Here is a 23,297-nt window from a genome sequence, read left to right as displayed (position 1 = left end):
AGCATGAAGGTCAGGTGGTCGGTCAGCATCGCGCCGAAAAGTTAACACTTCAGCGCAGCGTTTACAACCACTCCTTCCCAAAACAAAAATGCCGTCCAGTTGCTTAACTGAACGGCATTAGCCCCTCGGGGCGCTTTTTTGTTTTCGGGCGAGACGACGAGATGCCAGCGCGGCCGACGGCCGGGCAGCTACGCGGCGGCGGCCGGGTAACGGACGTCGAGCACGTCCACGGGCTGCGGGCCGCCCGGCGTCACCAGCGTGACGGTATCGCCGATGCGCGCCTTCAGCAGCGCGCGCGCGATCGGCGAGACCCAGCTGACGTGGCCGCGGTCCAGGTCGACCTCGTCGACGCCGACGATCGTGACGGTGTGCTCGTCGCCGTCCTCGGTCGCGTAATCGACGGTCGCGCCGAAGAACACCTGGTCGGCACTCTCCTGCCGGCTCGCGTCGACCACCTCGGCCAGATCGAGCCGCTTGGTCAGGAAGCGGATCCGCCGGTCGATCTCTCGCAGCCTGCGTTTGCCGTAGATGTAGTCGCCATTCTCGGAGCGGTCGCCGTTCGAAGCGGCCCACGACACCAGCTTGACCACCTCGGGACGCTCCTCGTCGATCAGGTGCAGCAGCTCGTCGCGCAGCCGCTTGTGACCGGCCGGCGTGATGTAGTTCTTCGCGCCGGCCGGGATCGGCGGCAAGGCCGCGTCGAGCTCGTCATCGTCGCCATCCGACTCCTTCACAAACGCCTTGTTCATTCCGTTCCAGACCACCCATGAGATGCTTCAAGGTTACACGAATGGCCTTCCTGAAGAAATTGGCGTCAAACACTTCCCTTTTCAAAAAAGGTTGCTATAATCTCACTTCTGCGTGCGGCTGTAGCTCAGTTGGATAGAGTACTTGGCTACGAACCAAGGGGTCGTGGGTTCGAATCCTGCCAGCCGCGCCACTTTTTAACGGGTTGTCCTACGGGATCTCCCGGCAGTACGATGCAGTACCGTTTTGCGTGCGGCTGTAGCTCAGTTGGATAGAGTACTTGGCTACGAACCAAGGGGTCGTGGGTTCGAATCCTGCCAGCCGCGCCATCTTTTGAAGGGCCTTCCTCCGGGAAGGCCCTTTTGTTTTTCCGGACCTTTTCTTTTGTCGGTCCAATTCGCGGGCCCATGTATTCGCATCGGCATCGTCCGCATCCCCTTCATGAAAAAAGCGGCACGCCGCTTTCGCGCGTACCGCCTCCCCACTGCGGCGGCCTGCGCCGCCAGTTCCGTCAGTAGTCCTGCCGCTCGCGGTCGATCCGCATCCCGCCATCGTGGCGCGTATGGGCCGTGTCGTCGCTCGAGCGCTCGCGCATGATCCGCATCACGTCCGGGTTGGTCCGCACGCGCCGCATCACGTTCGCGAGGTGGACGCGGTCGCTCACCTGGATCACGAAGCGCAGCACCGTCGATTCGTGCGACAGATCCTCGTCCATCGCGATGTGGACGATGTTCGCGTCGGCCGAGGTGATGTCGGCCGCGACGCGCGCGAAGATGCCCTTGGTGTTCTTCACCAGCACCTTCACCGTCACGTCGAACAGGCGGCCCGGCTGCGGCGCCCAGGCGACGTCGATCCAGCGGCCCGGATCGCGCCGGTGGATGCGCTGCGCCACCCGGCAATCCGTCGTATGGATCGCCATGCCCAGACCGATACCGATATAACCCATGATGCTGTCGCCCGGAATCGGCCGACAGCAGGCCGAGAGCTGCACCGACATGCCCTCGGTGCCGGTGATCGCGACGGGCGGCGCGTTGTGCGCCGGGCGGTCGGCACGCGGCATGTCGTCGTCGGCGTCGCGCCCGCTCATCAGCACCTCGATGCGCTTGGCCATCACCGCCGGCACGCGCCGGCCGAGGCCGATGTCGGCGAAGATTTCCTGGCGGCTCTTGTTGCCGGTCCACTGCACGAGCTTTTCCCACACGTCGGGCTGCACGTCGGCCAGCGCGAGACCGTAGCCCTTGAGGCTCTGGTCGACGAGCCGCTCGCCCAACTGCACCGATTCGTTCAGGCGCATCGTCTTCAGGTAGTGGCGGATCGCCGAACGCGCCTTGCCAGTGCGCACGAAGCCGAGCCAGACCGGATTCGGCTTCGAGTACGGCGCCGTGATCACCTCGACGATGTCGCCGCTCTTGAGCTCGGTGCGCAGCGGCAGCAGTTCGTTGTTGATCTTGACGGCCACGCACTGGTTGCCGAGATCGCTATGGACGGCGTAGGCGAAGTCGAGTGCCGTCGCGCCGCGCGGCAGCGCCATGATCTTCGACTTCGGCGTAAACACGTAGACGGCGTCCGGGAACAGGTCGATCTTGACGTGTTCGAGGAACTCGCTCGAGTCGCCCGCCTCGCTCTGGATGTCGAGCAGCGATTTGAGCCACTGGTGCGCGCGCATCTGCACGTCGTTGAGATCGGCGCCGCCGTTCTTGTAGAGCCAGTGGGCGGCCACGCCGGCCTCGGCGATCTCGTGCATCTTGCGGGTGCGGACCTGGAACTCGATCGGCGCGCCGAACGGGCCGACCACCGTGGTGTGCAGCGACTGATAGCCGTTCACCTTCGGGATCGCGATGTAGTCCTTGAACTTGCCCGGCACGGGCTTGTAGAGCGAATGCAGCGCGCCGATGCAGGTGTAGCACTCGAGCGGATGCTCGACCACCACGCGGAAGCCATACACGTCGAGCACCTGCGAGAACGACAATTGCTTGTCGCGCATCTTGCGGTAGATGCTGTAGATGGTCTTCTCGCGGCCGGTGATCTCGGCATCGAGCTTCGCGTCCACCACCGTGCGCTGCGCGGCCTCGAGGATCTTGCCGACCACTTCGCGGCGGTTGCCGCGCGCGGCCTTCACGGCCTTCTCGAGCGTCGCGTAGCGATGCGGGTTGAAGTTCGCGAAGCTCATCTCCTGCAGCTCGCGATAGGTATTGTTCAGGCCGAGCCGGTGCGCGATCGGCGCATAGATGTCGAGCGTCTCGCGCGCCACGCGGCGGCGCTTCTCCATCGGCACCGCGCCGAGCGTGCGCATGTTGTGCAGACGGTCGGCCAGCTTCACGAGGATCACGCGCACGTCGCGTGCCATCGCGAGCAGCATCTTGCGGAAGTTTTCCGCCTGCGCTTCCTCGCGGCTGCGGAACTCCATCTTGTCGAGCTTGGACAGCCCGTCGACGAGTTCGGCCACCTTCGGACCGAAGCGCTCGGCGAGCTCGCTCTTCATGACGCCCTGGTCTTCCATCACGTCGTGCAGCAGCGCGGCCATCACCGCCTGCGCGTCGAGCTTCCAGCCGGCGCAGATTTCGGCGACGGCGACGGGATGGGTGATGTAGGGTTCGCCGCTCTGGCGATATTGACCGAGGTGGGCTTCGTCACTGAAGTGGAACGCCGCCTTCACCTCCTTGATCTCTTCCGAGGGCAGATACTCGGCAAGCGCGGCCGTCAGCTTCGCGATCGAAACGACGCCGTGCTTGCGAGGTTGCTCCGGAGTGGCGGTCGGCCCGAACAGATGGCGAAACGATTGTTCGAGGACCGCGTCGATGTACTGCCGCGCCGGCGAGGTGACCGTCGCTTCCGTGCTTTCGGCCGGGCCGGTTTCCCCGGAGGCGGACGATGGTGAGTTGCTCATATTCGCCTCCTCAGGTTGGCACGTCGGGTTGCGCGGGACTACATGACTCGAGTGACCGAGTGTGCCTTAAACCGGCACTTTCTTCAGCATCTCGATGCCGACCTGGCCCGCCGCGATCTCGCGCAGCGCAACCACGGTGGGCTTGTCGCGGCTTTCGATCTTCGGCGTATGGCCTTGCGCGAGCTGCCGCGCGCGGTAGGTGGCGGCGAGCGCCAGTTCGAAGCGATTCGGGATTTGCTTCAGGCAGTCTTCGACGGTAATGCGAGCCATGTTGGTGTTCCTTCTGAATATGTTGCCTATTCTACCTTATGTCCCTCGTCCCTCGCCTTCACTCGGCGTGCGGGAGATGGATGCCCAGCTCGATGAAAAGCTCGGCGTGGCGTGCGTACTGCGAAGCGAAGCGCAGCCGCGTGGCGGCCACGATGCGCTGCAGCTCGGCGAGCGCCGTGTCGAAGTGTTCGTTGATCACCACGTACTCGGCCTCGGAGGCGTGCGCGATCTCGCTGCCGGCAGCGAGCAGACGCCGCGTGATCACGTTCGGCTCGTCCTGGCCGCGTTTCTTCAGACGCTCCTCGAGCGCCGCGAGCGAGGGCGGCAGGATGAAGATGCCGACCGCGTTGCGGAACTGCTTCTTGACCTGTTGCGCGCCCTGCCAGTCGATCTCGAGCAGCACGTCGCGCCCGCTCGCCATCTGCTCCTCGATCCAGACGCGCGAGGTGCCGTAGTAGTTGCCATGCACCTCGGCGCTTTCGAGGAATTCGTGCGCCGCGTGGCGCGCGCGGAAATCCTCGACGCTCGTGAAGTGATAGTGCTCGCCGTCCTGCTCGCCAGGACGCGGCTTGCGCGTCGTGTACGAGATCGACAGGCGGATCTCGTCGTCCTTGGCGAGCAGCGCGTTCACCAGCGTCGACTTGCCCGCGCCCGACGGCGCCACCACCATGAACAGGTTGCCGGGATACGCGCCGGCATGCAGCGCGTGCGCGTCTCGGTTCGATTCGGTCATCTTGCCTTACTCCAGGTTTTGCACTTGCTCGCGCATCTGCTCGATCAGCAGCTTGAGCGCCATCGACGCGTCGGCCAGTTCCTTGGCCGCCGCCTTCGAGCCGAGCGTGTTCGCCTCGCGGTTCAGCTCCTGCATCATGAAGTCGAGCCGCTTGCCCACGCGTCCGCCCTTCTCGATCACGTGGCGCGTCTCGTTCAGATGCGCGGTCAGTCGCGACAGCTCTTCCGCGATGTCGATGCGGATGCCGTACATCGTCACTTCCTGGCGGATCCGCTCCGCCGCTTCCTCGCGCGTGACCACCGTCTGCGCGCCCTCGGGCGCCGCGATGCCGAGCGCTTCCTGCAGGCGTTCGACGATCTTCTGCTGGTGCTTCGTGATCAGCTCCGGCACGAGCGGCGTGATGCGCGCGACGATCGCCTCCATCTCGGTGGCGTTCGCGAGCAGCATCGTGGCCAGTTGCGCGCCTTCGCGCGAACGCACCACCACCAGCTCGCCGATCGCTTCCTTGCCGCAGGCCAGCACCGCGTCGCGCAGCGCCTCGGCCGACACGCCGCTCTCGGCGAGCACGCCGGGCCAGCGCAGGATCTCGCCCGCGCGCAGCCGGCCCGCGCCGGGGAACGCGTCGAGCACCGAGCGCTCGAGCTGGGCGAGCTGGCCGAGCGCGGTGCCGTTCAGCGCGCCGGCCTGGGCCGTCTGCTCGCTGCGCTGCAGGTTGATGCGCACGTCGACCTTGCCGCGCGAGAGCTTGTTCATCAGCATCTCGCGCAGCGCCGGCTCGCAGACGCGCACGTCGTCCGGCATCCGGAAATTGAGGTCCAGGAAGCGCGAGTTCACCGTGCGCAGTTCGACCGACACGCTGGTGGTGCCATTGCCCGAAGTGGCCACGAGTTCGCGCGTCGCGCTCGCGTAGCCCGTCATGCTGTAGATCATGGTTGGTCTCGCCGGTGAATGGGCCGTACTGGCCCGGGATTCCAGAGGCGCCCGGCGCGGTCGAAGCACGGGGCGCGAAACCCGCATTATCCCATTTTTGACGACGCCCCCGCCCGCGCGTCCCCGCGCACGCATGCCCGCCACGCGCCGCGCGAGCGCAACCGATGCGCGGCGGCCTTGCGCGGTAAAATCGCGGTTTCCCTCCGGATGCCCCACCCCACCATGACGAATCCTTCCCTGCGCCCGAGCGGCCGCCAAGCCGACCAGCTCCGCGAGGTGCGCCTGACGCGCCACTACACGAAGCATGCCGAAGGATCGGTGCTCGTCGAATTCGGCGACACCAAGGTGATCTGCACGGCCAGCGTGGCCGAGCGCGTGCCCGAGTTCCTGCGCGATCGCGGCCAGGGCTGGCTCACCGCCGAATACGGCATGCTGCCGCGCGCCACCCACACGCGCAGCGACCGCGAGGCCGCGCGCGGCAAGCAGACCGGCCGCACCCAGGAGATCCAGCGCCTGATCGGCCGCGCGCTGCGCGCCGTGGTCGATCTCGAACAGCTCGGCCCGCGCACCATCCACATCGATTGCGACGTGATCCAGGCCGACGGCGGCACGCGCACGGCCAGCATTACGGGCGCGTTCGTCGCCGTGCAGGACGCGATCGAGAAGCTCGTCGCCGCCGGCAAGCTCGAACGCTCGCCGATCAACGATTCGGTCGCCGCGATCTCGGTGGGCGTCTATCAAGGCACGCCGCTGCTCGATCTCGACTACGCCGAGGATTCGCGCTGCGACACCGACATGAACGTCGTGATGACGGGCGCGGGCGGCCTCGTCGAGGTGCAGGGCACGGCCGAGGGCGCGCCGTTCACGCGCGCCGAGATGAACGCGCTGCTGGACCTCGCGCAGAAGGGCATCGGCGAACTGATCGCGCTGCAGAAAGCGGCGCGGGAAGCGTGACATGAGCCGCCACATCGAACCGGCTCGCGGCGGCGAACCGGCGCCGCTCACGCGCATCGTGCTCGCCTCGAACAACGCCGGCAAGCTGCGCGAATTCGCAGCGCTGTTCGAGACGGTCGGCATCGAGATCGTCCCGCAGGGCAAGCTCGACGTACCCGAAGCCGAGGAGCCGTACCTGACCTTCATCGAGAACGCGCTGACCAAGGCGCGCCACGCCTCGCGCGCGACCGGCCTGCCCGCGATCGCCGACGATTCTGGCCTCTGCGTGCGCGCGCTGCGCGGCGCGCCCGGCGTGCATTCGGCGCGCTACGCGCAGCGCGCTGGACTGGAGAAGAGCGACGCGGCCAACAACGCGCATCTGGTCGCGCAACTGCAGGGCATCGACGACCGGCACGCTTATTACTACTGCGTGCTCGCACTGGTTCGGCATCCCGACGATCCCGAGCCGCTGTTCGCCGAAGGCCGCTGGCAGGGCGAGGTGATCGACGCGCCGCGCGGCGCGAACGGCTTCGGCTACGATCCGCATTTCCTGCTGCCGACGCTGGGCGCGACCGTCGCCGAACTCGAGCCGGCCGCGAAGAACGGCATCAGCCATCGTGCGATCGCGCTGCGCGCGCTGCTCGCGCGCCTCGGAGAAGACGCGTGAGCCAGGCCGCCGACACCGGGCAACGGATCGTCGCGACGTTCGCGTCGCCGGGCAGGATCCGCCTCACCTCGCTGCCGCCGCTCGCGCTCTACGTGCATTTCCCGTGGTGCGTGCGCAAGTGTCCGTACTGCGATTTCAACTCGCATGAATGGAAGGGCGAGCGGTTTCCCGAGCAGGAATACCTCGACGCGCTGCGCGCCGACCTCGAACAGGCGCTGCCGTTCGTCTGGGGCCGCCAGGTGCATACCATCTTCATCGGCGGCGGCACGCCGAGCCTGCTGTCGGCGAGCGGGCTCGACCGGCTGCTGTCCGACGTGCGCGCGCTGCTGCCGCTCGACGCCGATGCCGAGATCACGCTCGAGGCCAACCCGGGCACGTTCGAGGCGGCCAAGTTCGCGCAGTTCCGCGCGAGCGGCGTGAACCGGCTGTCGATCGGCATCCAGAGCTTCAACGAGGCACACCTGAAGGCGCTCGGCCGCATCCACGACACCGCGCAGGCGCGCGCGGCCGTCGAGATCGCCGCGAACACGTTCGACAATTTCAACCTCGACCTGATGTTCGCGCTGCCGAACCAGAGCCTCGACGAATGCCGCGCCGACATCGAGACCGCGCTCGCCTACGCGCCGCCGCACCTGTCGCTCTATCACCTGACGCTCGAACCGAACACGATGTTCGCGAAGTTCCCGCCGGCGGTGCCCGACGACGACGCGTCGGCCGACATGCAGGACTGGATCCACGCGCGCACGGCCGAGGCCGGCTACGGGCGCTACGAGGTATCGGCCTATGCGCAGCCGAACCGCCAGTGCAGGCACAACCTCAATTACTGGCGCTTCGGCGACTATCTCGGCATCGGCGCGGGCGCGCACACGAAGCTGTCGTTCCCGAACCGGATCCTGCGGCAGGCGCGCTACAAGCATCCGGCCACCTTCATCGAACAGGCCATGGCCGGCACGCCGGTGCAGGAGGAACGCGAAGTCGGGCCGCGCGATCTGCCGTTCGAGTTCATGCTGAACACGCTGCGGCTGGTGGAAGGGTTTCCGGTGGCGAGCTATGTCGAGCGCACCGGGCTGCCGTTCTCGACGATCGAGCCGGCGCTGGTGGAAGCGGAACGGCGCGGGCTGATCGAGCGCGACTTCGAGCGCATCGCGCCGACGCCGCTCGGCCAGCGCTTCCTCAACGATCTCCAGGAACTGTTCCTGCGCGACGACGCGTGAGGTGTGGGCGCCATCGCGCCAAAGGGACGGACAGCGCCGGCATTTCGGTTACAATGCGCGGCTTGGAAGCGTGGCCGAGCGGTTTAAGGCACCGGTCTTGAAAACCGGCGACGGGCAACCGTCCGTGAGTTCGAATCTCACCGCTTCCGCCACGGCGGTGTTTCACGCAGATCCATAAAATCCCGCAAAGCCTTATCTAACAAGGCTTTCCGGCGAATCCAAAATTCCGCGAGATTCCAAAAATTCCCGTTTTCGTCGGGTACTTTCTGGACCTTCGCCGATGCCCGAATATCTTCGTCGTGACCTCCAATGCCGTTCGGCCAAATCGCGCGAACATGCCTGTCGTCTCAGCGACGGAGGCGGCCTTGCCTTGCTGATAAGACCGAACCGCCTGAAGCGCCGGCAGACGACAGGAAGGGACTGCTCCAGCGTCACCCTGGATCTCGCGCACACTTCGTCGGCACTTACCGGCGAGGAACCGGAATGACGCCGTTTGCGGTGTATTCGAAGTCCAGTTCGTGATCGGCATGCGGCTTCCAGCCCGTCATGTCGAGCACGATCGAATCCGCGATCTGTTTGGTCAGCGGTTCGAGGCCGGGCACGGCCTCGGAGATGACGTTGCTGAGCGGATCGCGGTCGCGGTTGGTGGGGAACATCAGTTCGCCTCTCGCCAATGAAGAGCCGAGGTACAGGTTCGGCACCGGTTGGCCGGCGAATCGCTCGGGGTCGGGCACCGCGCGTCCCGTTTCGTCCATTCTCGCGCCGACGCCCGTGGGGTGCGGCTGGATCAGGCCCTGTCCGACGAGGCCCGCGCTGAGCGGATCGACGTCGTCCGCGTTCGGGTCGAAGACCGGAACATGCCGGCGTCCGGAGAAATTGGCGATGTAGTCGAACGTCTCCGTCTTGCCGTCGGCGAACGTGACATCGAAACGGTCGCCGTTCTTTTTCACGCCGGCGATCATCGTCGCCTCGACCCGGCCGGTGTCGCGCAGGAAGCGGTTGACCGCGATGTTGGCGTCCGTGTTGGAGGTGCGCGATGTCGTGATCCACGCAGAGTGGGGCGCATCGATTTCCTCGAAAAACCGCTTCACCGTCTCGTTCGCGACCGCTTCGCCGTGCGCGTCGCGGAACTGGGGACCACGCAGGTTTTCGTAGCGGAACGTCGCGTATTGCGCGAGCAGCGCGCGGCAGACGCGCGTGCGGTCGAACGGCTGGCCGCGAATGACGAGCGGCGCGTCGGTCACCGGTTCGTAGGTGTCCGCCACCGATTTCGCGGCAAGAAACGCTTCCTTCACCTTCGTGACGTGGCTACCGACGATGTTGCCGTTACCGCTGAAAAACGCCCGGCTGACGAGGCGCGAATTCAGCGTCTCGTAGATCTCGTCGAGTTCGGCGAGCATCGGCTCGTAATCGTCGCCGAGGCACTGCTCGAGCGGCGGCATGTCCTGCGGTAGTTCGTGCGTGAGCCCGTTGCGCGAAACGACCTTGAAATTGTCGACCTTCAGATGCAGCAGACTTTTGGCGACGTCGTTCATCGTGAGCCCGGAGCCGACCATGAGCCCCCGGCGATTCTGCATTCGCGCGGGATGCTCGTGCGCTTCCGAGAGCAGCCGGCCGTACACGTCGTCGCCCGAATAGAAATGCGGGTCGTCCTCGATCCCCTTCAGCACGTCGGGCACCACGTCGCGTTCCTGCCCGGTTCCCAGCACGACACGCCGCGCGGTCAGCTCCTGCAGCTCGCCGGAACCGGGCTTTTTCAGCGTCAATCTGAACAGACGCGTGTCCTTGTCGTAGTCGATCCGCACGACGTCGCCTTCGATGCCGCGCACGTTGACCCGCTTGCTTCTCGCGACGACCCGCTTGACGGTATCGACGACATAGCGGCGGAACGTGTCGCGCGACACGTTCTTGCCGGAATGGCTGCCGGGATGAAGCAGCCGCTGTTTCCGGTTGTAGGCCGACAGCGAGTGCGGATTGCGGTATTCCGAGTCGATCGCGTAGCGAATCCCGTTTTCCGGCTTGCTGTAGGGTTTGGCGAACCGGACGGGCCGTTGACCGTTCAGCCGCCGCTCCTCGAAGTCGAGCGTGCATTTGAAGAGCTCGGCGTCGATCGGCGGTCGCTTGCCGCAGTTGAACTCCATCAGGTAATCCTGCAGGTTCACCTGATGACGCTTGGCATCCCACGACGGATAGCCGCGCGGACCGTACGCGCGACCGACACCATCGAGCGACGTCCCGACGATCGCCATCTTGACGTTGCCATCGGCGCTTTGCTGGTTGACGCGCTGCGCTTTCGGCGCGGCCTTGCGGGTGTCCGCGATATGGCCGATCGTAAAGTGACTGAAATAGCCGCCGCCGACCGCGACGACGTCGAGCGGTTCGGCCGGTGCCGCGGCCTTCTCCCGGGCTGACGCGGCTTTCTTCAGGCCGACGAGGTCGCCGATTTTCCCGAAGTGCGAAGCGGACGGTCGGGCCGCGGACGCATCCGACGACGACACGCTGCCCGACGTCGACGGTTCGGATGTTGCCTCGGTCGAAGCCGGCGGCTCGAAATGGGGACGTTTAGGGCCATCGGTGCGCATGATGTTCGTGGAATCCGGGCGAAGATTCCCATCCTGTCGGAAATGACATGGCGCGCGGCGGCGTTGCGCGAAGCCCCGTCGAGGATCGCGAAACAGGCCCCATCCCGCCTGGCCTGCCTTGCGCGCGCATCCGCCCCGGCCCGCGAACTGCCGGGCCATTGCCGGACCGAAAAAAGCTTGGTTCCCGTTCCGTTTGCCCATACGATCTCGTGATCGAACCGGCCAGGACGAGTGAGCGCAATCATGATGAATCGCGGCAACCCAGGCAACAGCGGCGGCAACGGCAATGTCGGCCGCGACGAGCCGGTTCTCTCCACGCCCGTCGTCCCGGCACAGCCTCCCCGCCCCCACATCACCACGAGCGTCAGCATCACCGACAAGCAAGGCCGGCCCCAATCACAGGAATTCGCGCGTCGCAACAGCTTCCATATGGAGATCGGTGCGCACCACGAGGGGAAGCAAGTCGGCACCCTGCAGATGACCTTCCATCAGAACCAGGCAGTGCCCAAGGATGTCCCTACCGTCGATGTCGGCAGGCGAATCCCGGATCAACCTACCGCCTACATTTCGCGCATCGACAACCACACGTTCGATATTTTCAATCCGACGACGCAGATCAAGGGCGTCGGCTCGGCATTGATGAACAAGGCAGAAGGCCAGGCGAGCGAGTTTGGCGCGACGAAGATGAGTCTGGACCCGGCGCCTACCGACCGCACCCGCACGCAAGTCACGGAAGTTCCGCACGACAACAGCGTGCTTCGCTTCTTCGGTGCCACGAAGAAAGTCGAAACCCAGCAGCGGGCAACCTTCGACCCGACGCCGTTCTATGAACATCGAGGATACGCAAAGGACCCCATGCAAATGGAAGCCCATCGCGAGGTGTTCATCAACGGGATGAAGCCCGACCCGAAAACGGGGGATCTGGAGGCGATCAAGGAAATGGCCGTGGGCTATGCGCAAAGAGCGACGGGGCTGTACAGCAAATCACTGTCGCCCGCATTACCACATTCATCGGCCGCCAGTTTCTCCAGCGGACTTTCGCCGCTGGTCCCGCACACGCCGCCGACGAAGCGAACCACCGGCGAGTGACGGGCACGGCGCCCTGACGGCCGGCTGCACCGCGCGACAAGTGGGCCATCCGACGCTTTGCGAACGGCACGGCGGATAGCACCCGATCGCACCGAAAGAAATTCGCAAGCATCAGGCCATCCCGGGACATTCGCGGCGGCATCGCCATTCGTCTCCCGGCTCGATCCCGCTCGCGGCCGGAACGGGTTACGCCCCACTCTCATGGCGGATCGTGCCCGGGGCGCCCGGACGTTCATCGGCCCGGGCATCGCCGCCACGAGGCGCCACGCCCTCACGATCGTTTCTCCTGATGGTTTTCTCCGGCACGCCGGCTATGCTGAAAGCGATCCGATCGCTCCCCGACAGCCGCCGTCATGTCGCCATCGCCTCACCCCGTGTCTCCCAGCCGCTTCGCGTGCCTCGTCGCGATGCTGGCCGGCGCGCTCGTCGCGGCCGGCTGCACGATCACGCTGCCGCAGCGCGCGCTGGTGCTGTCCCCCGCGCCGGCGGCGAGCGGCACGACACAGGCCCAGTATCGCGACGCGGTCGCGCAGCGGATTCTCGACGCGAACGCCACCAGCGTCCTGCACGGCACGCCGCAGGCGATGCTGCGCTCGCTCGTGGTGGTGGCGTTCACCGTCGATCGCGACGGGCGGCTCATGCGTTCGTCGGTCTATCGCAGCAACGGCGACGACGGCGCCGAGGCGATCGCGCTGCAATCGCTGCGCCGCGCGGCGCCGCTGCCGAAGCCACCGGCGACGCTGCTCGACGGACACGGCCAGCTGGACATGATGGAAAGCTGGCTGTTCAACGACAACGGCCAGTTCCAGCTGCGCACGAAGGCGACGCAGCAGGCGCAGACGATCGATTGAGGCGCGCACCGCATGGGTCGCCGCCACGCATCCCGCCCGTTCCCGGCCCTCCGCCGGGCCGACCCGATCGACGCGTCACCATGCATGGCGCGCCGCCGCGCATCGCCGTGCACACGCGCCGCCGGATCGATTCCAGTCGAGCCGGCCCGCGCCATGCAGGCTTCGCACGCCTGCACGCCCCCGCGCCCGCGCGATTCGGTGCGCGCAGGCGGTTGTTATAATGCCGGCCATCCCGCTCCGTCTTTCCAGACCGCTCGCCGCGGGCCGCCTACCCGGCCGGTCCGCCGCGCGAGCCAGACAGGCCGGCGCTCGCGCGACGCGCGCGAGCCGCCCTAGGACGCGCGCCGGCCCTAGTGCCGCCCGCGACATCGGCACCGGCGCCACGCGCCCGGCTGCCGGCTCCATTCCAATCATTCGAACATCCGGCCGGCACCCCGCGTGCCGTTTGCCCCGCACCACGGAAACATCATGTCCTCTACCCCAGCGACGGCCGACGCCGCGCAGCACGGATCGAGCACGGTCAGCCAGCGGCGCATCGTCTTCGCCAGCTTCATCGGCACCGCGATCGAGTTCTACGATTTCTACGTCTACGCCACCGCCGCCGCACTCGTGATCGGCCCGGTGTTCTTCCCGCACGGCTCGGCAACGGCGCAGGCGCTGTCGGCGTTCGTCACGTTCGGCATCGCGTTCATCGCGCGGCCGATCGGCTCGTTCCTGTTCGGCCACTTCGGCGACCGCTTCGGCCGCAAGTCGACGCTGGTCGCCTCGCTGCTGGTGATGGGCGTGTCGACCACGGCGATCGGCTTCGTGCCCGGCTACGCGGCGATCGGCGCACTCGCGCCGGTGCTGCTCTGCGTGCTGCGCTTCGGCCAGGGCATCGGCCTGGGCGGCGAATGGGGCGGCGCCGCGCTGCTCGCCACCGAACACGCGCCGCCCGGCAAGCGCGGCTGGTTCGGGATGTTCCCGCAGCTCGGCCCGTCGATCGGCTTCCTGATGTCGAACGGCCTGTTCTTCGCGCTCGCGATCGGCCTCAGCGACGACCAGTTCCGCGACTGGGGCTGGCGCGTGCCGTTCATCGTCAGCGCCGTGCTGGTGGCGGTGGGCCTCTACGTGCGCCTCAAGATCACCGAAACGCCGGCGTTCCAGGCCGCGATCGAACGCAACGAGCGCGTGCGCGTGCCGGTGGCCGCGCTGCTCTCGAAACACTGGGCGCCCACCCTGCTCGGCTCGGTCGCGATGATCGTGTGCTACACGCTGTTCTACATCTCCACGGTGTTCTCGCTGTCCTACGGGGTCGGCAAGCTGCACATCGCGCGCCCGAGCTTCCTCGGCCTGCTCTGCATCGCGGTGGTGTTCATGGCGATCGCCACGCCGATCTCCGCGTGGGCCGCGGACCGCTTCGGCCGCAAGCCGATCCTGATCGTCGGCGGCCTCGCCGCGCTGCTGTCGGGCTTCACGATGGAACCGCTCCTCGGCAGCGGCTCGATGCCGCTCGTCGCGCTGTTCCTGATCATCGAACTGTTCCTGATGGGCATCACGTTCGCGCCGATGGGCGCGCTGCTGCCGGAGCTGTTTCCGACCCACGTGCGCTACACCGGCGCCGGCGTCGCCTACAACCTGGGCGGGATCCTCGGCGCGTCGGTCGCGCCGTATATCGCGCAGCTGCTGGTCGCGCGCGGCGGGCTGTCGTGGGTGGGCGGCTACGTGTCGGTGGCCGCGGCGCTCAGCGTGATCGGCGTGCTGCTGATGCGCGAGACGCGCGACGCACGCCTGATGTGAGCCGACGGCGGGCAGGCGCGACGCGACGCGTCGGGCCTGCCCGCCGACCGGCCGCGCGCGGGTGCGCCGACGCGGCGCCCCCCTCCACCTTCCGGCGCGAATCCGAGGCGCATCGAGCGGCACAATCGCGCTGCTTCGCCCGCGTCACAGTCGGGCCATCCGACGCCCTCGCACCGGATCTCCGTATAATTCCATTTTGTCCGCGCCGCCTACCGCCATGCCGCCATGCAACGGTTGACCGATTTCCTCCCGACGCTGACACGCCGCTCGCTACGACTCTGGCGCCTGTACGGCGTGTTCTGGCTCGGCGCGATCGTGGTCGGCATCACCGCCGTACTCTACGCACGCCTGATCGACTGGGGCTACGAGACGTTCCGCTCGCTGCAGCAGGCGCACGCGTGGCTGCCGCTGATCCTGACGCCGGCCATCGCCTCCGCCTCGGTATGGCTCACGCGCCGCTTCTTTCGCGGCGCCGAGGGCAGCGGCATCCCGCAGGTGATCGCAACGCTGCAGGCCAGCCCGAGCGCGTTCGGCTCGCGGCTGCTGACGCTGCGCATCCTCGGCGGCAAGATCCTGATCTCGCTGCTCGGCATCCTCGGCGGCTTCACGATCGGCCGCGAGGGGCCGACGGTCCAGATCGGCGCCGCGCTGATGTTCAACCTGCGGCGCTTCTATCCACGCTCGAACGCGCTGATCGAGCGCCAGCTGGTGCTCGCGGGCGCGGCGGCTGGCCTGTCGGCGGCCTTCAACACGCCGCTGGCCGGGATCGTGTTCGCGATCGAGGAACTCACGCGCAGCTTCTCCGAGCGCGCGAGCGGCGTGCTGATCACGGCGATCATCATCGCCGGCGTGATCGCGCTCGGCATGAACGGCAACTACACCTACTTCGGCACGATCGACGTCGGTCCGCACTTTCCGCGGCTGATCGCGGTGGCGGTGCTGGTCACCGCGATCGTCACCGGCATCGCGGGCGGCCTGTTCTCGTGGCTGCTGCTCAACACCAACCGCTGGCTGCCGGCCCGGCTGCTGACGATGTATCGCGGCCAGCCGGTCGCGTTCGCGGCGCTGTGCGGCCTCGTGATCGCGGTGGTCGGCCTCGTCTCGGGCGGCACCACGTTCGGCAGCGGCTATGCGGAAGCGCGCGGCCTGCTGGGCGGCCATTCGCAGCTGTCGATGCTGTATCCGTTCGAGAAGATCGTCTCGATGGTCGCGTCGTACCTGCCCGGGATTCCCGGTGGGATCTTCGCGCCGTCGCTGTCGATCGGCGCCGGTTTCGGCAACCTGCTGCACCTGGTGTTCATCCATGTGCCGCTACCGATGTTGATCGCACTGGCGATGGTCGGCTATCTGGCCGCCGTCACGCAATCGCCGATCACCTCGTTCGTGATCGTGATGGAGATGATCAACGGGCATGCGCTCGTGATCTCGCTGATGGCCACCGCGCTGATCTCGAGCCGCGTGTCGCGTTTCTTCGTGCCGCCGCTCTACGAGGCGCTCGCGCACCGGTACCTGCATCCGCCCGCGCCGCCGGCCGCCGCGGCGGCAACCGGCGCGGCCGCCGCCACGGCCAGCGACGACCGCCTCACGACGCCGGCCGATGCCACCACCTCGCCGGCCGATCCGCTGCGCACGCTGACGCACGGGCCGGACGACGAGACCGGGGCCGATCGAGCCGCGGGCAGCGGGACGGCAGCGCGTGAGCCCGATGCCACCGGTGGCAGCCAGGCCCCCGTTCCGGACGTCGCTCAGGATACCGAAACAGCGTCGTCGGCCCGGAACGACGCAATCGATGCCGCCGGCACGGCAAACCACGACACCGCCACGCCTCCCGCGAATCCGCCCGCGCCGCGCGACGCGAACAGCGCGAACGACGCGAACGAACCGCCGGCGCGCTGACCGCGCCACGACCTCGCCTCAATACACGACGACGTGCGCCGGATGGTAATACACCGGCCGCGCCGGCACGACCACGCACCCGGCCAGCACGATGGCGGCGAGCGCGACCACGACCAGGGTCCGTTTCATGATGGCGCTCCGTCAGGCCCAGTGGCCGCGCACCCAGATCCAGTTCGGACCGCGCGCCACCCAGTGCCCCGGTACCCAGTGCAGGCCGACGCGCTCGGCCTGCCAGTGGCCCGCGACCCACACGTAGTGGCCGCGCCGCCAGTCCCAATGGCCGCGATCCCAGACATAGCCGACCCGCGCGGCCGGCACCACCTCGTAGCGCGGCGCCGGCGGCGCGCTCGGCGCGACGATCACCACTTCCCCGGCGGAGGCGGCGAGCGGCGCGACGGCAGTCCCGACGGTAGCGAGCACGAGCGCGAGCGGCAGCAGATGGCGAGCGGTGGAACGAATCATGGTGACCTCCTTTGTCGTCGATTCGGATACGCGTTTCAGGCGCGTACCGGTTCAATGCGCGAGCCGCGCGAACGGCCGACAACGGCCGTGTTACGACGCGGGGCAAAGTGCAACAGCTCGTAAGGGCGCCGGGCGGCAGAGGTGAAGGCAAGACGGCAGTCGGCGCGCGGGCGACGCAGCGGCGACGCATGGAGATGGTCAGAGCGGGCCGCGAAACGAGCGGCGCGGGCGGCGCGAACGGCCGACGAGGGGAAATGGGGAAAACGGAAAAGGCGGCAACCACACCGCAACCCGGCGGTGCCATGCCGAACGACAACGAACCACGCGCGCGCCGCGGGCGCGGCGCGCGTCCGACGCACGGCGCTCAGGCCTGCGGAATCTCGATCTTGACCTCGAGCACCTCGAGATCGTCCTGACGCTCGAGGCTCACGCGGATGTCGTCGTTCGAGATCTTCACGTACTTCGAGATCACGGCGAGCAACTCCTTCTGCAGCGCGGGCAGATAGTCGGCGGGCGGCCGGCCACCGATGCGCTCGTGCGCGATGATCAGTTGCAGACGCTCCTTCGCGACGGCGGCGGATTTCTTCTTCTCTCCGAGGAGAAACGACAGAATCGACATGAGGTGCCTCCGTTACTTGCTGCCGAACAGGCGTTGCAGCAGGCCCGGCTTCTGGTAGTCGACGAAGCGCAGCGGCTTGTCTTCACCGAGGAAGCGGGACACCACGTCCTTGTAGGCCTCGGCCACGTCGGTGCCGTCGAGATGCACGGCCGGCAGGCCCTGGTTCGAGGCGTGCAGCACCGCTTCGGACTCCGGAATCACGCCGATCAGCTTGATCCGCAGGATTTCGCCGATGTCCTCGAGCGAGAGCATCTCGCCTTCGCTGACGCGCTTCGGGTTGTAGCGCGTGATCAGCAGGTGCTCGCGGATCGGCTCGCCGCCGTCGGCCGCGCGCTTGGTCTTCGACGACAGGATGCCGAGAATGCGGTCCGAGTCGCGCACCGACGACACTTCCGGGTTCGTGACCACCACCGCCTCGTCCGCGAAATACATCGCGTGCAGCGCGCCCGACTCGATGCCGGCCGGCGAATCGCAGACGATGTATTCGAAGTCCATCGCGATCAGGTCGTTGATCACCTTCTCGACGCCTTCGCGCGTGAGCGCATCCTTGTCGCGCGTCTGCGACGCCGGCAGGATGAACAGGTTCTCGCACTTCTTGTCCTTGATCAGCGCCTGATTCAGGTTCGCCTCGCCCTGGATCACGTTGACGAGGTCATAGACCACGCGCCGCTCGCAACCCATGATGAGATCGAGATTGCGCAGGCCGACGTCGAAGTCGATCACGGCCGTCTTGTGGCCGCGCAGCGCCAGCCCGGAGGCGAAGCTCGCGCTCGTCGTCGTCTTGCCGACACCGCCCTTGCCCGAAGTCACCACGATGATTTTTGCCATTACCCTACCCTGTATTCGTCAATGAATCCGATCGATCCGCGTTCGCGTCACGCGCCTGGCGTTCAGGTCAGCCGCAGCGGTTCGATCATCAGTTTCTCGTCCTCGAGCCGGATCTGCACCGACTTGCCGCGCACGTCGGCCGGCAGCGGGTTCTCGGTGGTTCGATAGATGCCCGCGATCGAAATCAGTTCCGGCTCGAGGCACGTGCAGAAGATCCGCGCCTCGTGGTTGCCGTGTACGCCGGCCAGCGCCCGGCCGCGCAGCGGCGCGTAAATATGGATGTTGCCCTCGGCGATCACCTCGGCGCCGTTGCTGACCGGCGCGAGCACGACCAGGTCGCCCTTCGCGTAGACCTGCTGGCCCGAGCGCAGCGGGCGATCGATCACGAGCGTCTGCGGCGGCGCCGAAGCGGCCGGTGCCGATGCAGCCGCAGCCGCCACGTCGCTGGCCGCCGCGGCAGCTGCCGTCGCCGCAGCGCCTGCCGCCGCTTCCGGCGTCTCGCCGCCGGCCTCGGCCGGTGCGTCGCCGCTGGTGCCCGATGCCGCCTCGTGCGCCGCCCTGCCGGCCGGCGCGCGGCGATCGCGCGCCTCGAGCAGCGGCAGCCCGCCGGCGGCGGCCCAGCCATGCTGCTCGGCCTGCGCGACCACGCCGATCGGGCGCATCCGCACTTCGTCGAGCAGCGCGCGCAGCGCGGCGAGCGACACCTGCTCGCCCTCGGCAAGCCGCCGCACGTCGATCGCGACGACGTCGTCCGCGAAGAATTCCGGCGTCGCCTCGAAGCGCTTGACCAGCTCGGCCCGCAGCGCATCCAGATCGACCGTCTTCACGACGAACAACAAGGTGTCGACCGAGCCGCTGCGAAGCTCGAAGAATGGCGATTTTTTAAGCGACATGGACGTCCTGCAAAAATTTTTTGCGTATTTTACAGGCGTCCGCGCGGGCGGCCATCATTTTCGGGCGGCCTGCGGCGGTGGCGGACAAGCGGGCGGGCAACGACGCGCGATAACGGGCAACCTTGGCATGCGGCCGACGGTTGCCTTGGCGGCCGGCGGCGGAAACGGGCGGCGTGGCGCCCCGCCCGCTCAGGCGCCGAAGCGCCAGACGAACAGCGACTTCATCGCGCCGGGCACGCGCGCGATCGGCGCATGCTCGCCGAGGTTCGCGAAGCCCATGTGTTCGTAGAAGCGGATCGCGTTGAGGTTCTGCTCGGCGATCCAGGCGTAGATCTCGGTCGCGCCCTGCCCGGCAAACCAGTCGCGCGCCGTGTTGACGAGCAGCACGCCGCCGCGCAGATGGCGCACCGCGTGCGCGACCCACAGCTCGCTGACGAACGCGCGGCGCTCGGGCGTATTGTCGAAGTACGCGCCGATCATGCCGGCCGGATGGCCCTCGGTGTAGAGCAGGAAGGTGGTGGACTGGTCGGAGCCGGCGCGCTGCGCGACGATCGAATCGGCCGCGTCCGCGTCGAACGACAGCTCCGCCTCGGGGGTTTCACCCGGCGCATAGGGCTCGCGCAGCGAGGCAGCACGCAACTCGCGATACACATTGCCCTGATCGGCGGCAATACGGCGGACGGTCAAAGTCGAACTCATGCAGGGACACCCTTCGGACAGCAAGTGATTAGCTTCAACCGAAAGCGGGGTATGAGTCAAATCGTTATTTTCAAACGTCGGAACGATTCGAAAGAATGAAAAATCGGCATGCCGGCGCACGAAAAATATGGTGCGGCGCACATCTGGTTACGAGATATTTCAGCGTCGATGTTTCGCTTTTCGATCAGGGCGTTCTGAACCGTCTCCACCATGCCGGATGCGCTTCGTTGCACTGTCCGGCAATCCTCATGCCGCGGCGCAGCAATTCGAATTCGTTAGCTGCCTATCATTGAATGGCGCGATTGGAATATTGGGGAGGGAATTAGATGTCGCGCGAATCTCGCTCGGGAAAGCCGGCTCATGCCGATGCAGCCCGTCCCGAAAGCGTTCGCGCGGCGCGCACGGAACGCGAAAATGCCGCGGAAGCGCTGCCGCTTCGGCGGCCCCGGCCGAAGGATCAGAACCCCTTCCAGTAATCGACGAAACCGGGCTTGTAGTGGAAATAGGTGGTCTGCAATTCGCGATTGATCATCGCGACGCGCGCCTCCAGTTCGCCGAGCAGCGGATGGTCGCGCTTGAACAGGTACCAGCTCTTCGCCTGGGGCGAATAGATCGAGGCCGCGTAGCCCCATTGGTCCATCAGCAGCGCCATGCTGCGGTTCGTGTGGAACGCCGTGTGGACCATCGTGTTGATGTAGAACCAGTTCGGATCCTTCGGCACGCGCTCGGCGATCACCGTGTGCAGCATCAGCACGCCGTCGTCGCGCACCAGCGCGTCCACCTCGTCGAGCGCCGCGCGGTCGAGCACGTGCTCGAACATCGCGCTGTTCACGACCAGCTGGTAGCGCGACAGATCCGGTTCGGCAACGTAGCGCACGCTCGGGTCGGCGGTCTGCACGTAGCGGTCGAACAGGTTGATGTCGACGCCGAAATACTTCTTCAGGCAGCGCGAGAACGTGCCGTAGCCGGCGGCGTAGTCGAGCACGTCGTCGAGTTCGAGCACGCCGTTACCGGCCAGCAGCTTCAGCGCGAGCGCCTGGTCGATGTAGGGCGGCTGGTTCGTGGTACGCGAAGCCAGATCGGTTTCGAACGTGTGATGCCAGCTCGAATTGAGCTGCGACCACTGCGCCTCGCTCATCTCCTGGTGCGTGCGCGACACGGTGAAACCGCAATGCCCGCACTTCCAGAAATCGACGGTCAGCGTTTCCGGAAACGGACTGCCCGGATACGTCGGGTAATCCTTCGAGAAGAAATACTCGGTGTCGTGCCGGCAGATCAGACAAGCGTGGTCGTCCATACCTTCGTCCAGGATTTCGAGGTTCGATCCGGCGCGCCGCTCGGCGCCGGCAAGCGGATATTACGGCCGGCCCGCACGCATTCTTTAGCCGGCCTCGCCGGGCATTTACCCGCATCGTCGAATCGCGCAACGATGCCGGAAAAAGACCGGCAAAAGAAAAACCCCTCGACTCTTTTCAGATTCGAGGGGTTCTTCATGTATCTGGCGGAAAGGGTGGGATTCGAACCCACGGTACGGTATAACCGTACACCGGATTTCGAGTCCGGCGCATTCGACCTCTCTGCCACCTTTCCTTCTTTGCTGCTTCGCCGTTCGTTAGGTCGTGTCCCGGCGAAGCAAAGATTATAGAACAACTCTTTTCAAACTTCCAAGCCCTTTCCGCAAAAAATTTATGCGGCGCGAGCATCGCGATCGAAGCGCCGTGGCCGACATTTCGGGCGCGATCCGGGCAAGCTCAGGCCGCCGCGTTCGGCGCCGCGATCGTCTCGAGTCCACCCAGGTACGGACGCAGCGCGACCGGCACCGTCACCGAGCCGTCGGCGTTCTGGTAGTTCTCGAGCACGGCCACCAGCGTGCGGCCCACCGCGAGTCCTGAACCGTTCAGCGTATGCACGAGTTCGGGCTTGCCCTGCGCGTTGCGGAAGCGCGCCTGCATGCGGCGCGCCTGGAACGACTCGGTGTTCGAGCAGCTGGAGATCTCGCGATAGGTGTCCTGCGCGGGCAGCCATACTTCGAGGTCGTAGGTCTTCGCGGCCGAGAACCCCATGTCGCCGGTGCAAAGCGTGATCAGCCGGTACGGCAGTTCGAGCTTCTGCAGGATCGCCTCCGCGTGGCCGACCATTTCCTCGAGCGCCGCATACGACGCGTCGGGCGCCGTCACCTGCACCATCTCGACCTTGTCGAACTGGTGCTGGCGGATCATGCCGCGCGTGTCGCGCCCGTAGGCGCCGGCCTCGGAGCGGAAGCACGGCGAATGCGCGGTCAGCTTGACCGGCAGCTCGGCCGCGTCGAGGATCGACTCGCGCACGCTGTTGGTCAGCGTGATCTCGGAGGTCGAGATCAGGTACTGCGTGACGGTGTTCTCGCCGCCGCCCTTCTCGACGCGGAACATGTCGTCGGCGAACTTCGGCAGCTGGCCGGTGCCGCGCAGGATGTCCGGGTTCACGATGTACGGCGTGTAGGTTTCGGTGTAGCCGTGCTGCTGCGTGTGCGTGTCGATCATGAACTGCGCGAGCGCGCGGTGCAGGCGCGCGATCGGGCCGCGCAGCATCGTGAAGCGCGCGCCGGACAGCTTCGCGCCGGTCTCGAAATCAAGGCCGAGCGGGGTGCCGACGTCGACGTGATCGCGCACCTCGAAATCGAATGCGCGCGGCGTGCCCCAGCGGCGCACTTCGACGTTGCCGGCCTCGTCGGCGCCCACCGGCACGCTCTCGTGCGCGAGGTTCGGCATGCCGAGCATCAGGTCCGACACCGCCTCCTGGATCTCGTCGAGCTTCGCGGCCGACGCCTTCATCTCGTCGCCGATCCCGCCCACTTCGGCCATCACGGCCGAGGTGTCCTCGCCCCGCCCCTTCATCGCGCCGATCTGCTTGGACAGGCTGTTGCGGCGTGCCTGCAGCTCCTCGGTGCGGGTCTGGATCGCGCGGCGGTCGGCCTCGAGCGAGGAGAACGCGGCGACGTCGAGGGTGTAGCCGCGATCGGCGAGGCGCCTGGCGACGCCGTCGAGGTCTTTGCGCAGCAACTGGATGTCGAGCATGGGAGGACCGGAGAATCGTTGTGTGAAACGCGAATTCTAACGCACCGCGCGGCGGCGCCGGCTGCCGCGCGGTGTGAAGTGCGCAACGATTTCGCACCGGCCGGTCACATTCGTTTCACGCTCGGCTCGAGGCCGTCGCGCCGGACGGGCGGCGCCGGCGCGCGG

General features: G+C 66.7%; 20 protein-coding genes and 4 tRNA genes. 10 read left to right on the top strand and 14 right to left on the bottom strand.

Annotated features, from left to right (window positions below; all coding sequences use genetic code 11):
* Positions 1-188: 188 nt before the first annotated feature.
* Positions 189-749 carry a transcription elongation factor GreB gene (gene greB / locus BpN12_RS18970; protein WP_246797033.1) on the bottom strand — a complete coding sequence of 187 codons (561 nt, stop codon included), beginning with the start codon at positions 747-749 and terminating at the stop codon, positions 189-191.
* 114 nt (positions 750-863) lie between these two features.
* On the opposite strand from greB, the gene BpN12_RS18965 reads away from it, so the two are divergent.
* Positions 864-940, top strand: a tRNA-Arg gene (locus BpN12_RS18965).
* A gap of 59 nt (positions 941-999) precedes the next feature.
* Positions 1,000-1,076, top strand: a tRNA-Arg gene (locus BpN12_RS18960).
* A 182-nt stretch (positions 1,077-1,258) separates the two neighbouring features.
* Here the strand turns inward: BpN12_RS18960 and BpN12_RS18955 are convergent.
* The 4 genes from BpN12_RS18955 to BpN12_RS18940 form a co-directional block, all read right to left on the bottom strand.
* A complete protein-coding gene (locus BpN12_RS18955; protein WP_246797032.1) occupies positions 1,259-3,634 on the bottom strand; it encodes a RelA/SpoT family protein in 2,376 nt (791 codons plus the stop codon).
* A 66-nt stretch (positions 3,635-3,700) separates the two neighbouring features.
* A complete protein-coding gene (rpoZ, locus tag BpN12_RS18950) occupies positions 3,701-3,904 on the bottom strand; it encodes a DNA-directed RNA polymerase subunit omega (RefSeq protein ID WP_006999799.1) in 204 nt (67 codons plus the stop codon).
* Positions 3,905-3,962: 58 nt separating this feature from the next.
* Positions 3,963-4,637, bottom strand: coding sequence for a guanylate kinase (gene gmk / locus BpN12_RS18945; RefSeq protein WP_246797031.1), 675 nt, complete (start codon positions 4,635-4,637; stop codon positions 3,963-3,965).
* 6 nt (positions 4,638-4,643) lie between these two features.
* A complete protein-coding gene (locus tag BpN12_RS18940) occupies positions 4,644-5,567 on the bottom strand; it encodes a YicC/YloC family endoribonuclease (protein WP_246797030.1) in 924 nt (307 codons plus the stop codon).
* A 222-nt stretch (positions 5,568-5,789) separates the two neighbouring features.
* On the opposite strand from BpN12_RS18940, the gene rph reads away from it, so the two are divergent.
* The 4 genes from rph to BpN12_RS18920 all read left to right on the top strand — a co-directional run bounded on the left by rph (position 5,790) and on the right by BpN12_RS18920 (position 8,533).
* The gene (gene rph / locus BpN12_RS18935; RefSeq protein WP_246797029.1) at positions 5,790-6,521 is read left to right on the top strand and encodes a ribonuclease PH; all 732 of its coding nucleotides are present in this window, start codon (positions 5,790-5,792) and stop codon (positions 6,519-6,521) included.
* 1 nt (position 6,522) lies between these two features.
* Entirely contained in the window at positions 6,523-7,167 is a 645-nt protein-coding gene (gene rdgB, locus BpN12_RS18930; RefSeq protein WP_246797028.1) for an RdgB/HAM1 family non-canonical purine NTP pyrophosphatase, read from the top strand.
* On the top strand, positions 7,164-8,381 hold the full coding sequence (gene hemW, locus BpN12_RS18925) for a radical SAM family heme chaperone HemW (RefSeq protein WP_246797027.1): 1,218 nt from the start codon (positions 7,164-7,166) through the stop codon (positions 8,379-8,381). Before rdgB ends, hemW begins: the two co-directional genes overlap by 4 nt.
* Positions 8,382-8,445: 64 nt before the next feature.
* Positions 8,446-8,533: transfer RNA gene (locus tag BpN12_RS18920), tRNA-Ser, on the top strand.
* 312 nt (positions 8,534-8,845) lie between these two features.
* On the opposite strand, the gene BpN12_RS18915 is transcribed toward BpN12_RS18920, so the two are convergent.
* Positions 8,846-11,164, bottom strand: a complete 2,319-nt coding sequence (locus BpN12_RS18915) for an FAD/NAD(P)-binding protein (protein ID WP_246797026.1) — start codon at positions 11,162-11,164, stop codon at positions 8,846-8,848.
* Between the two features lie 42 nt (positions 11,165-11,206).
* Here BpN12_RS18915 and BpN12_RS18910 point away from each other — a divergent pair, with 42 nt between their 5' ends.
* The 4 genes from BpN12_RS18910 to BpN12_RS18895 all read left to right on the top strand — a co-directional run bounded on the left by BpN12_RS18910 (position 11,207) and on the right by BpN12_RS18895 (position 16,578).
* Complete coding sequence (locus BpN12_RS18910; RefSeq protein WP_246797025.1) at positions 11,207-12,052, top strand: hypothetical protein; 846 nt, start codon at positions 11,207-11,209, stop codon at positions 12,050-12,052.
* Positions 12,053-12,405: 353 nt separating this feature from the next.
* Positions 12,406-12,903, top strand: coding sequence for a cell envelope integrity protein TolA (tolA, locus tag BpN12_RS18905; RefSeq protein WP_246797024.1), 498 nt, complete (start codon positions 12,406-12,408; stop codon positions 12,901-12,903).
* A gap of 468 nt (positions 12,904-13,371) precedes the next feature.
* Entirely contained in the window at positions 13,372-14,682 is a 1,311-nt protein-coding gene (locus BpN12_RS18900; protein ID WP_246797023.1) for an MFS transporter, read from the top strand.
* 225 nt (positions 14,683-14,907) lie between these two features.
* Positions 14,908-16,578, top strand: a complete 1,671-nt coding sequence (locus BpN12_RS18895; RefSeq protein ID WP_246797022.1) for a chloride channel protein — start codon at positions 14,908-14,910, stop codon at positions 16,576-16,578.
* Positions 16,579-16,719: 141 nt separating this feature from the next.
* On the opposite strand, the gene BpN12_RS18890 is transcribed toward BpN12_RS18895, so the two are convergent.
* The 8 genes from BpN12_RS18890 to serS form a co-directional block, all read right to left on the bottom strand.
* On the bottom strand, positions 16,720-17,040 hold the full coding sequence (locus BpN12_RS18890) for a YXWGXW repeat-containing protein (protein ID WP_246797021.1): 321 nt from the start codon (positions 17,038-17,040) through the stop codon (positions 16,720-16,722).
* Between the two features lie 364 nt (positions 17,041-17,404).
* Positions 17,405-17,659 (bottom strand): cell division topological specificity factor MinE, encoded by a 255-nt coding sequence (gene minE, locus BpN12_RS18885; protein WP_012734892.1) that lies wholly within the window; start codon positions 17,657-17,659, stop codon positions 17,405-17,407.
* A gap of 12 nt (positions 17,660-17,671) precedes the next feature.
* On the bottom strand, positions 17,672-18,487 hold the full coding sequence (gene minD / locus BpN12_RS18880) for a septum site-determining protein MinD (RefSeq protein WP_012734891.1): 816 nt from the start codon (positions 18,485-18,487) through the stop codon (positions 17,672-17,674).
* Positions 18,488-18,549: 62 nt separating this feature from the next.
* Positions 18,550-19,380 carry a septum site-determining protein MinC gene (gene minC / locus BpN12_RS18875; protein ID WP_246797020.1) on the bottom strand — a complete coding sequence of 277 codons (831 nt, stop codon included), beginning with the start codon at positions 19,378-19,380 and terminating at the stop codon, positions 18,550-18,552.
* 189 nt (positions 19,381-19,569) lie between these two features.
* Positions 19,570-20,208: a GNAT family N-acetyltransferase gene (locus tag BpN12_RS18870; RefSeq protein WP_246797933.1), complete on the bottom strand. Its 639-nt coding sequence runs from the start codon at positions 20,206-20,208 to the stop codon at positions 19,570-19,572.
* Positions 20,209-20,536: 328 nt separating this feature from the next.
* Positions 20,537-21,217: a class I SAM-dependent methyltransferase gene (locus BpN12_RS18865; RefSeq protein ID WP_425306367.1), complete on the bottom strand. Its 681-nt coding sequence runs from the start codon at positions 21,215-21,217 to the stop codon at positions 20,537-20,539.
* A gap of 361 nt (positions 21,218-21,578) precedes the next feature.
* Positions 21,579-21,669 (bottom strand) — tRNA-Ser (locus BpN12_RS18860).
* A 161-nt stretch (positions 21,670-21,830) separates the two neighbouring features.
* Positions 21,831-23,132 (bottom strand): serine--tRNA ligase, encoded by a 1,302-nt coding sequence (serS, locus tag BpN12_RS18855; RefSeq protein ID WP_246797018.1) that lies wholly within the window; start codon positions 23,130-23,132, stop codon positions 21,831-21,833.
* Positions 23,133-23,297: the final 165 nt, after the last annotated feature.

The sequence above is a fragment of the Burkholderia perseverans genome (assembly GCF_022870505.1).
Taxonomy (GTDB): Bacteria; Pseudomonadota; Gammaproteobacteria; order Burkholderiales; family Burkholderiaceae; genus Burkholderia; species Burkholderia plantarii.
This window is presented reverse-complemented; position numbering and strand designations above follow the sequence as displayed.

What these genes read in the sequence shown, in the direction of transcription:
- greB (WP_246797033.1), bottom strand. Translation starts at nt 749, where the DNA reads ATGAACAAGGCGTTTGTGAAGGAGTCGGATGGCGACGATGACGAGCTC.
- BpN12_RS18955 (WP_246797032.1), bottom strand. Translation starts at nt 3,634, where the DNA reads ATGAGCAACTCACCATCGTCCGCCTCCGGGGAAACCGGCCCGGCCGAA.
- rpoZ (WP_006999799.1), bottom strand. Translation starts at nt 3,904, where the DNA reads ATGGCTCGCATTACCGTCGAAGACTGCCTGAAGCAAATCCCGAATCGC.
- gmk (WP_246797031.1), bottom strand. Translation starts at nt 4,637, where the DNA reads ATGACCGAATCGAACCGAGACGCGCACGCGCTGCATGCCGGCGCGTAT.
- BpN12_RS18940 (WP_246797030.1), bottom strand. Translation starts at nt 5,567, where the DNA reads ATGATCTACAGCATGACGGGCTACGCGAGCGCGACGCGCGAACTCGTG.
- rph (WP_246797029.1), top strand. Translation starts at nt 5,790, where the DNA reads ATGACGAATCCTTCCCTGCGCCCGAGCGGCCGCCAAGCCGACCAGCTC.
- rdgB (WP_246797028.1), top strand. Translation starts at nt 6,523, where the DNA reads ATGAGCCGCCACATCGAACCGGCTCGCGGCGGCGAACCGGCGCCGCTC.
- BpN12_RS18915 (WP_246797026.1), bottom strand. Translation starts at nt 11,164, where the DNA reads ATGGGCAAACGGAACGGGAACCAAGCTTTTTTCGGTCCGGCAATGGCC.
- BpN12_RS18910 (WP_246797025.1), top strand. Translation starts at nt 11,207, where the DNA reads ATGATGAATCGCGGCAACCCAGGCAACAGCGGCGGCAACGGCAATGTC.
- tolA (WP_246797024.1), top strand. Translation starts at nt 12,406, where the DNA reads ATGTCGCCATCGCCTCACCCCGTGTCTCCCAGCCGCTTCGCGTGCCTC.
- BpN12_RS18900 (WP_246797023.1), top strand. Translation starts at nt 13,372, where the DNA reads ATGTCCTCTACCCCAGCGACGGCCGACGCCGCGCAGCACGGATCGAGC.
- BpN12_RS18895 (WP_246797022.1), top strand. Translation starts at nt 14,908, where the DNA reads ATGCAACGGTTGACCGATTTCCTCCCGACGCTGACACGCCGCTCGCTA.
- BpN12_RS18890 (WP_246797021.1), bottom strand. Translation starts at nt 17,040, where the DNA reads ATGATTCGTTCCACCGCTCGCCATCTGCTGCCGCTCGCGCTCGTGCTC.
- minE (WP_012734892.1), bottom strand. Translation starts at nt 17,659, where the DNA reads ATGTCGATTCTGTCGTTTCTCCTCGGAGAGAAGAAGAAATCCGCCGCC.
- minD (WP_012734891.1), bottom strand. Translation starts at nt 18,487, where the DNA reads ATGGCAAAAATCATCGTGGTGACTTCGGGCAAGGGCGGTGTCGGCAAG.
- minC (WP_246797020.1), bottom strand. Translation starts at nt 19,380, where the DNA reads ATGTCGCTTAAAAAATCGCCATTCTTCGAGCTTCGCAGCGGCTCGGTC.
- BpN12_RS18865 (WP_425306367.1), bottom strand. Translation starts at nt 21,217, where the DNA reads ATGAGCGAGGCGCAGTGGTCGCAGCTCAATTCGAGCTGGCATCACACG.
- serS (WP_246797018.1), bottom strand. Translation starts at nt 23,132, where the DNA reads ATGCTCGACATCCAGTTGCTGCGCAAAGACCTCGACGGCGTCGCCAGG.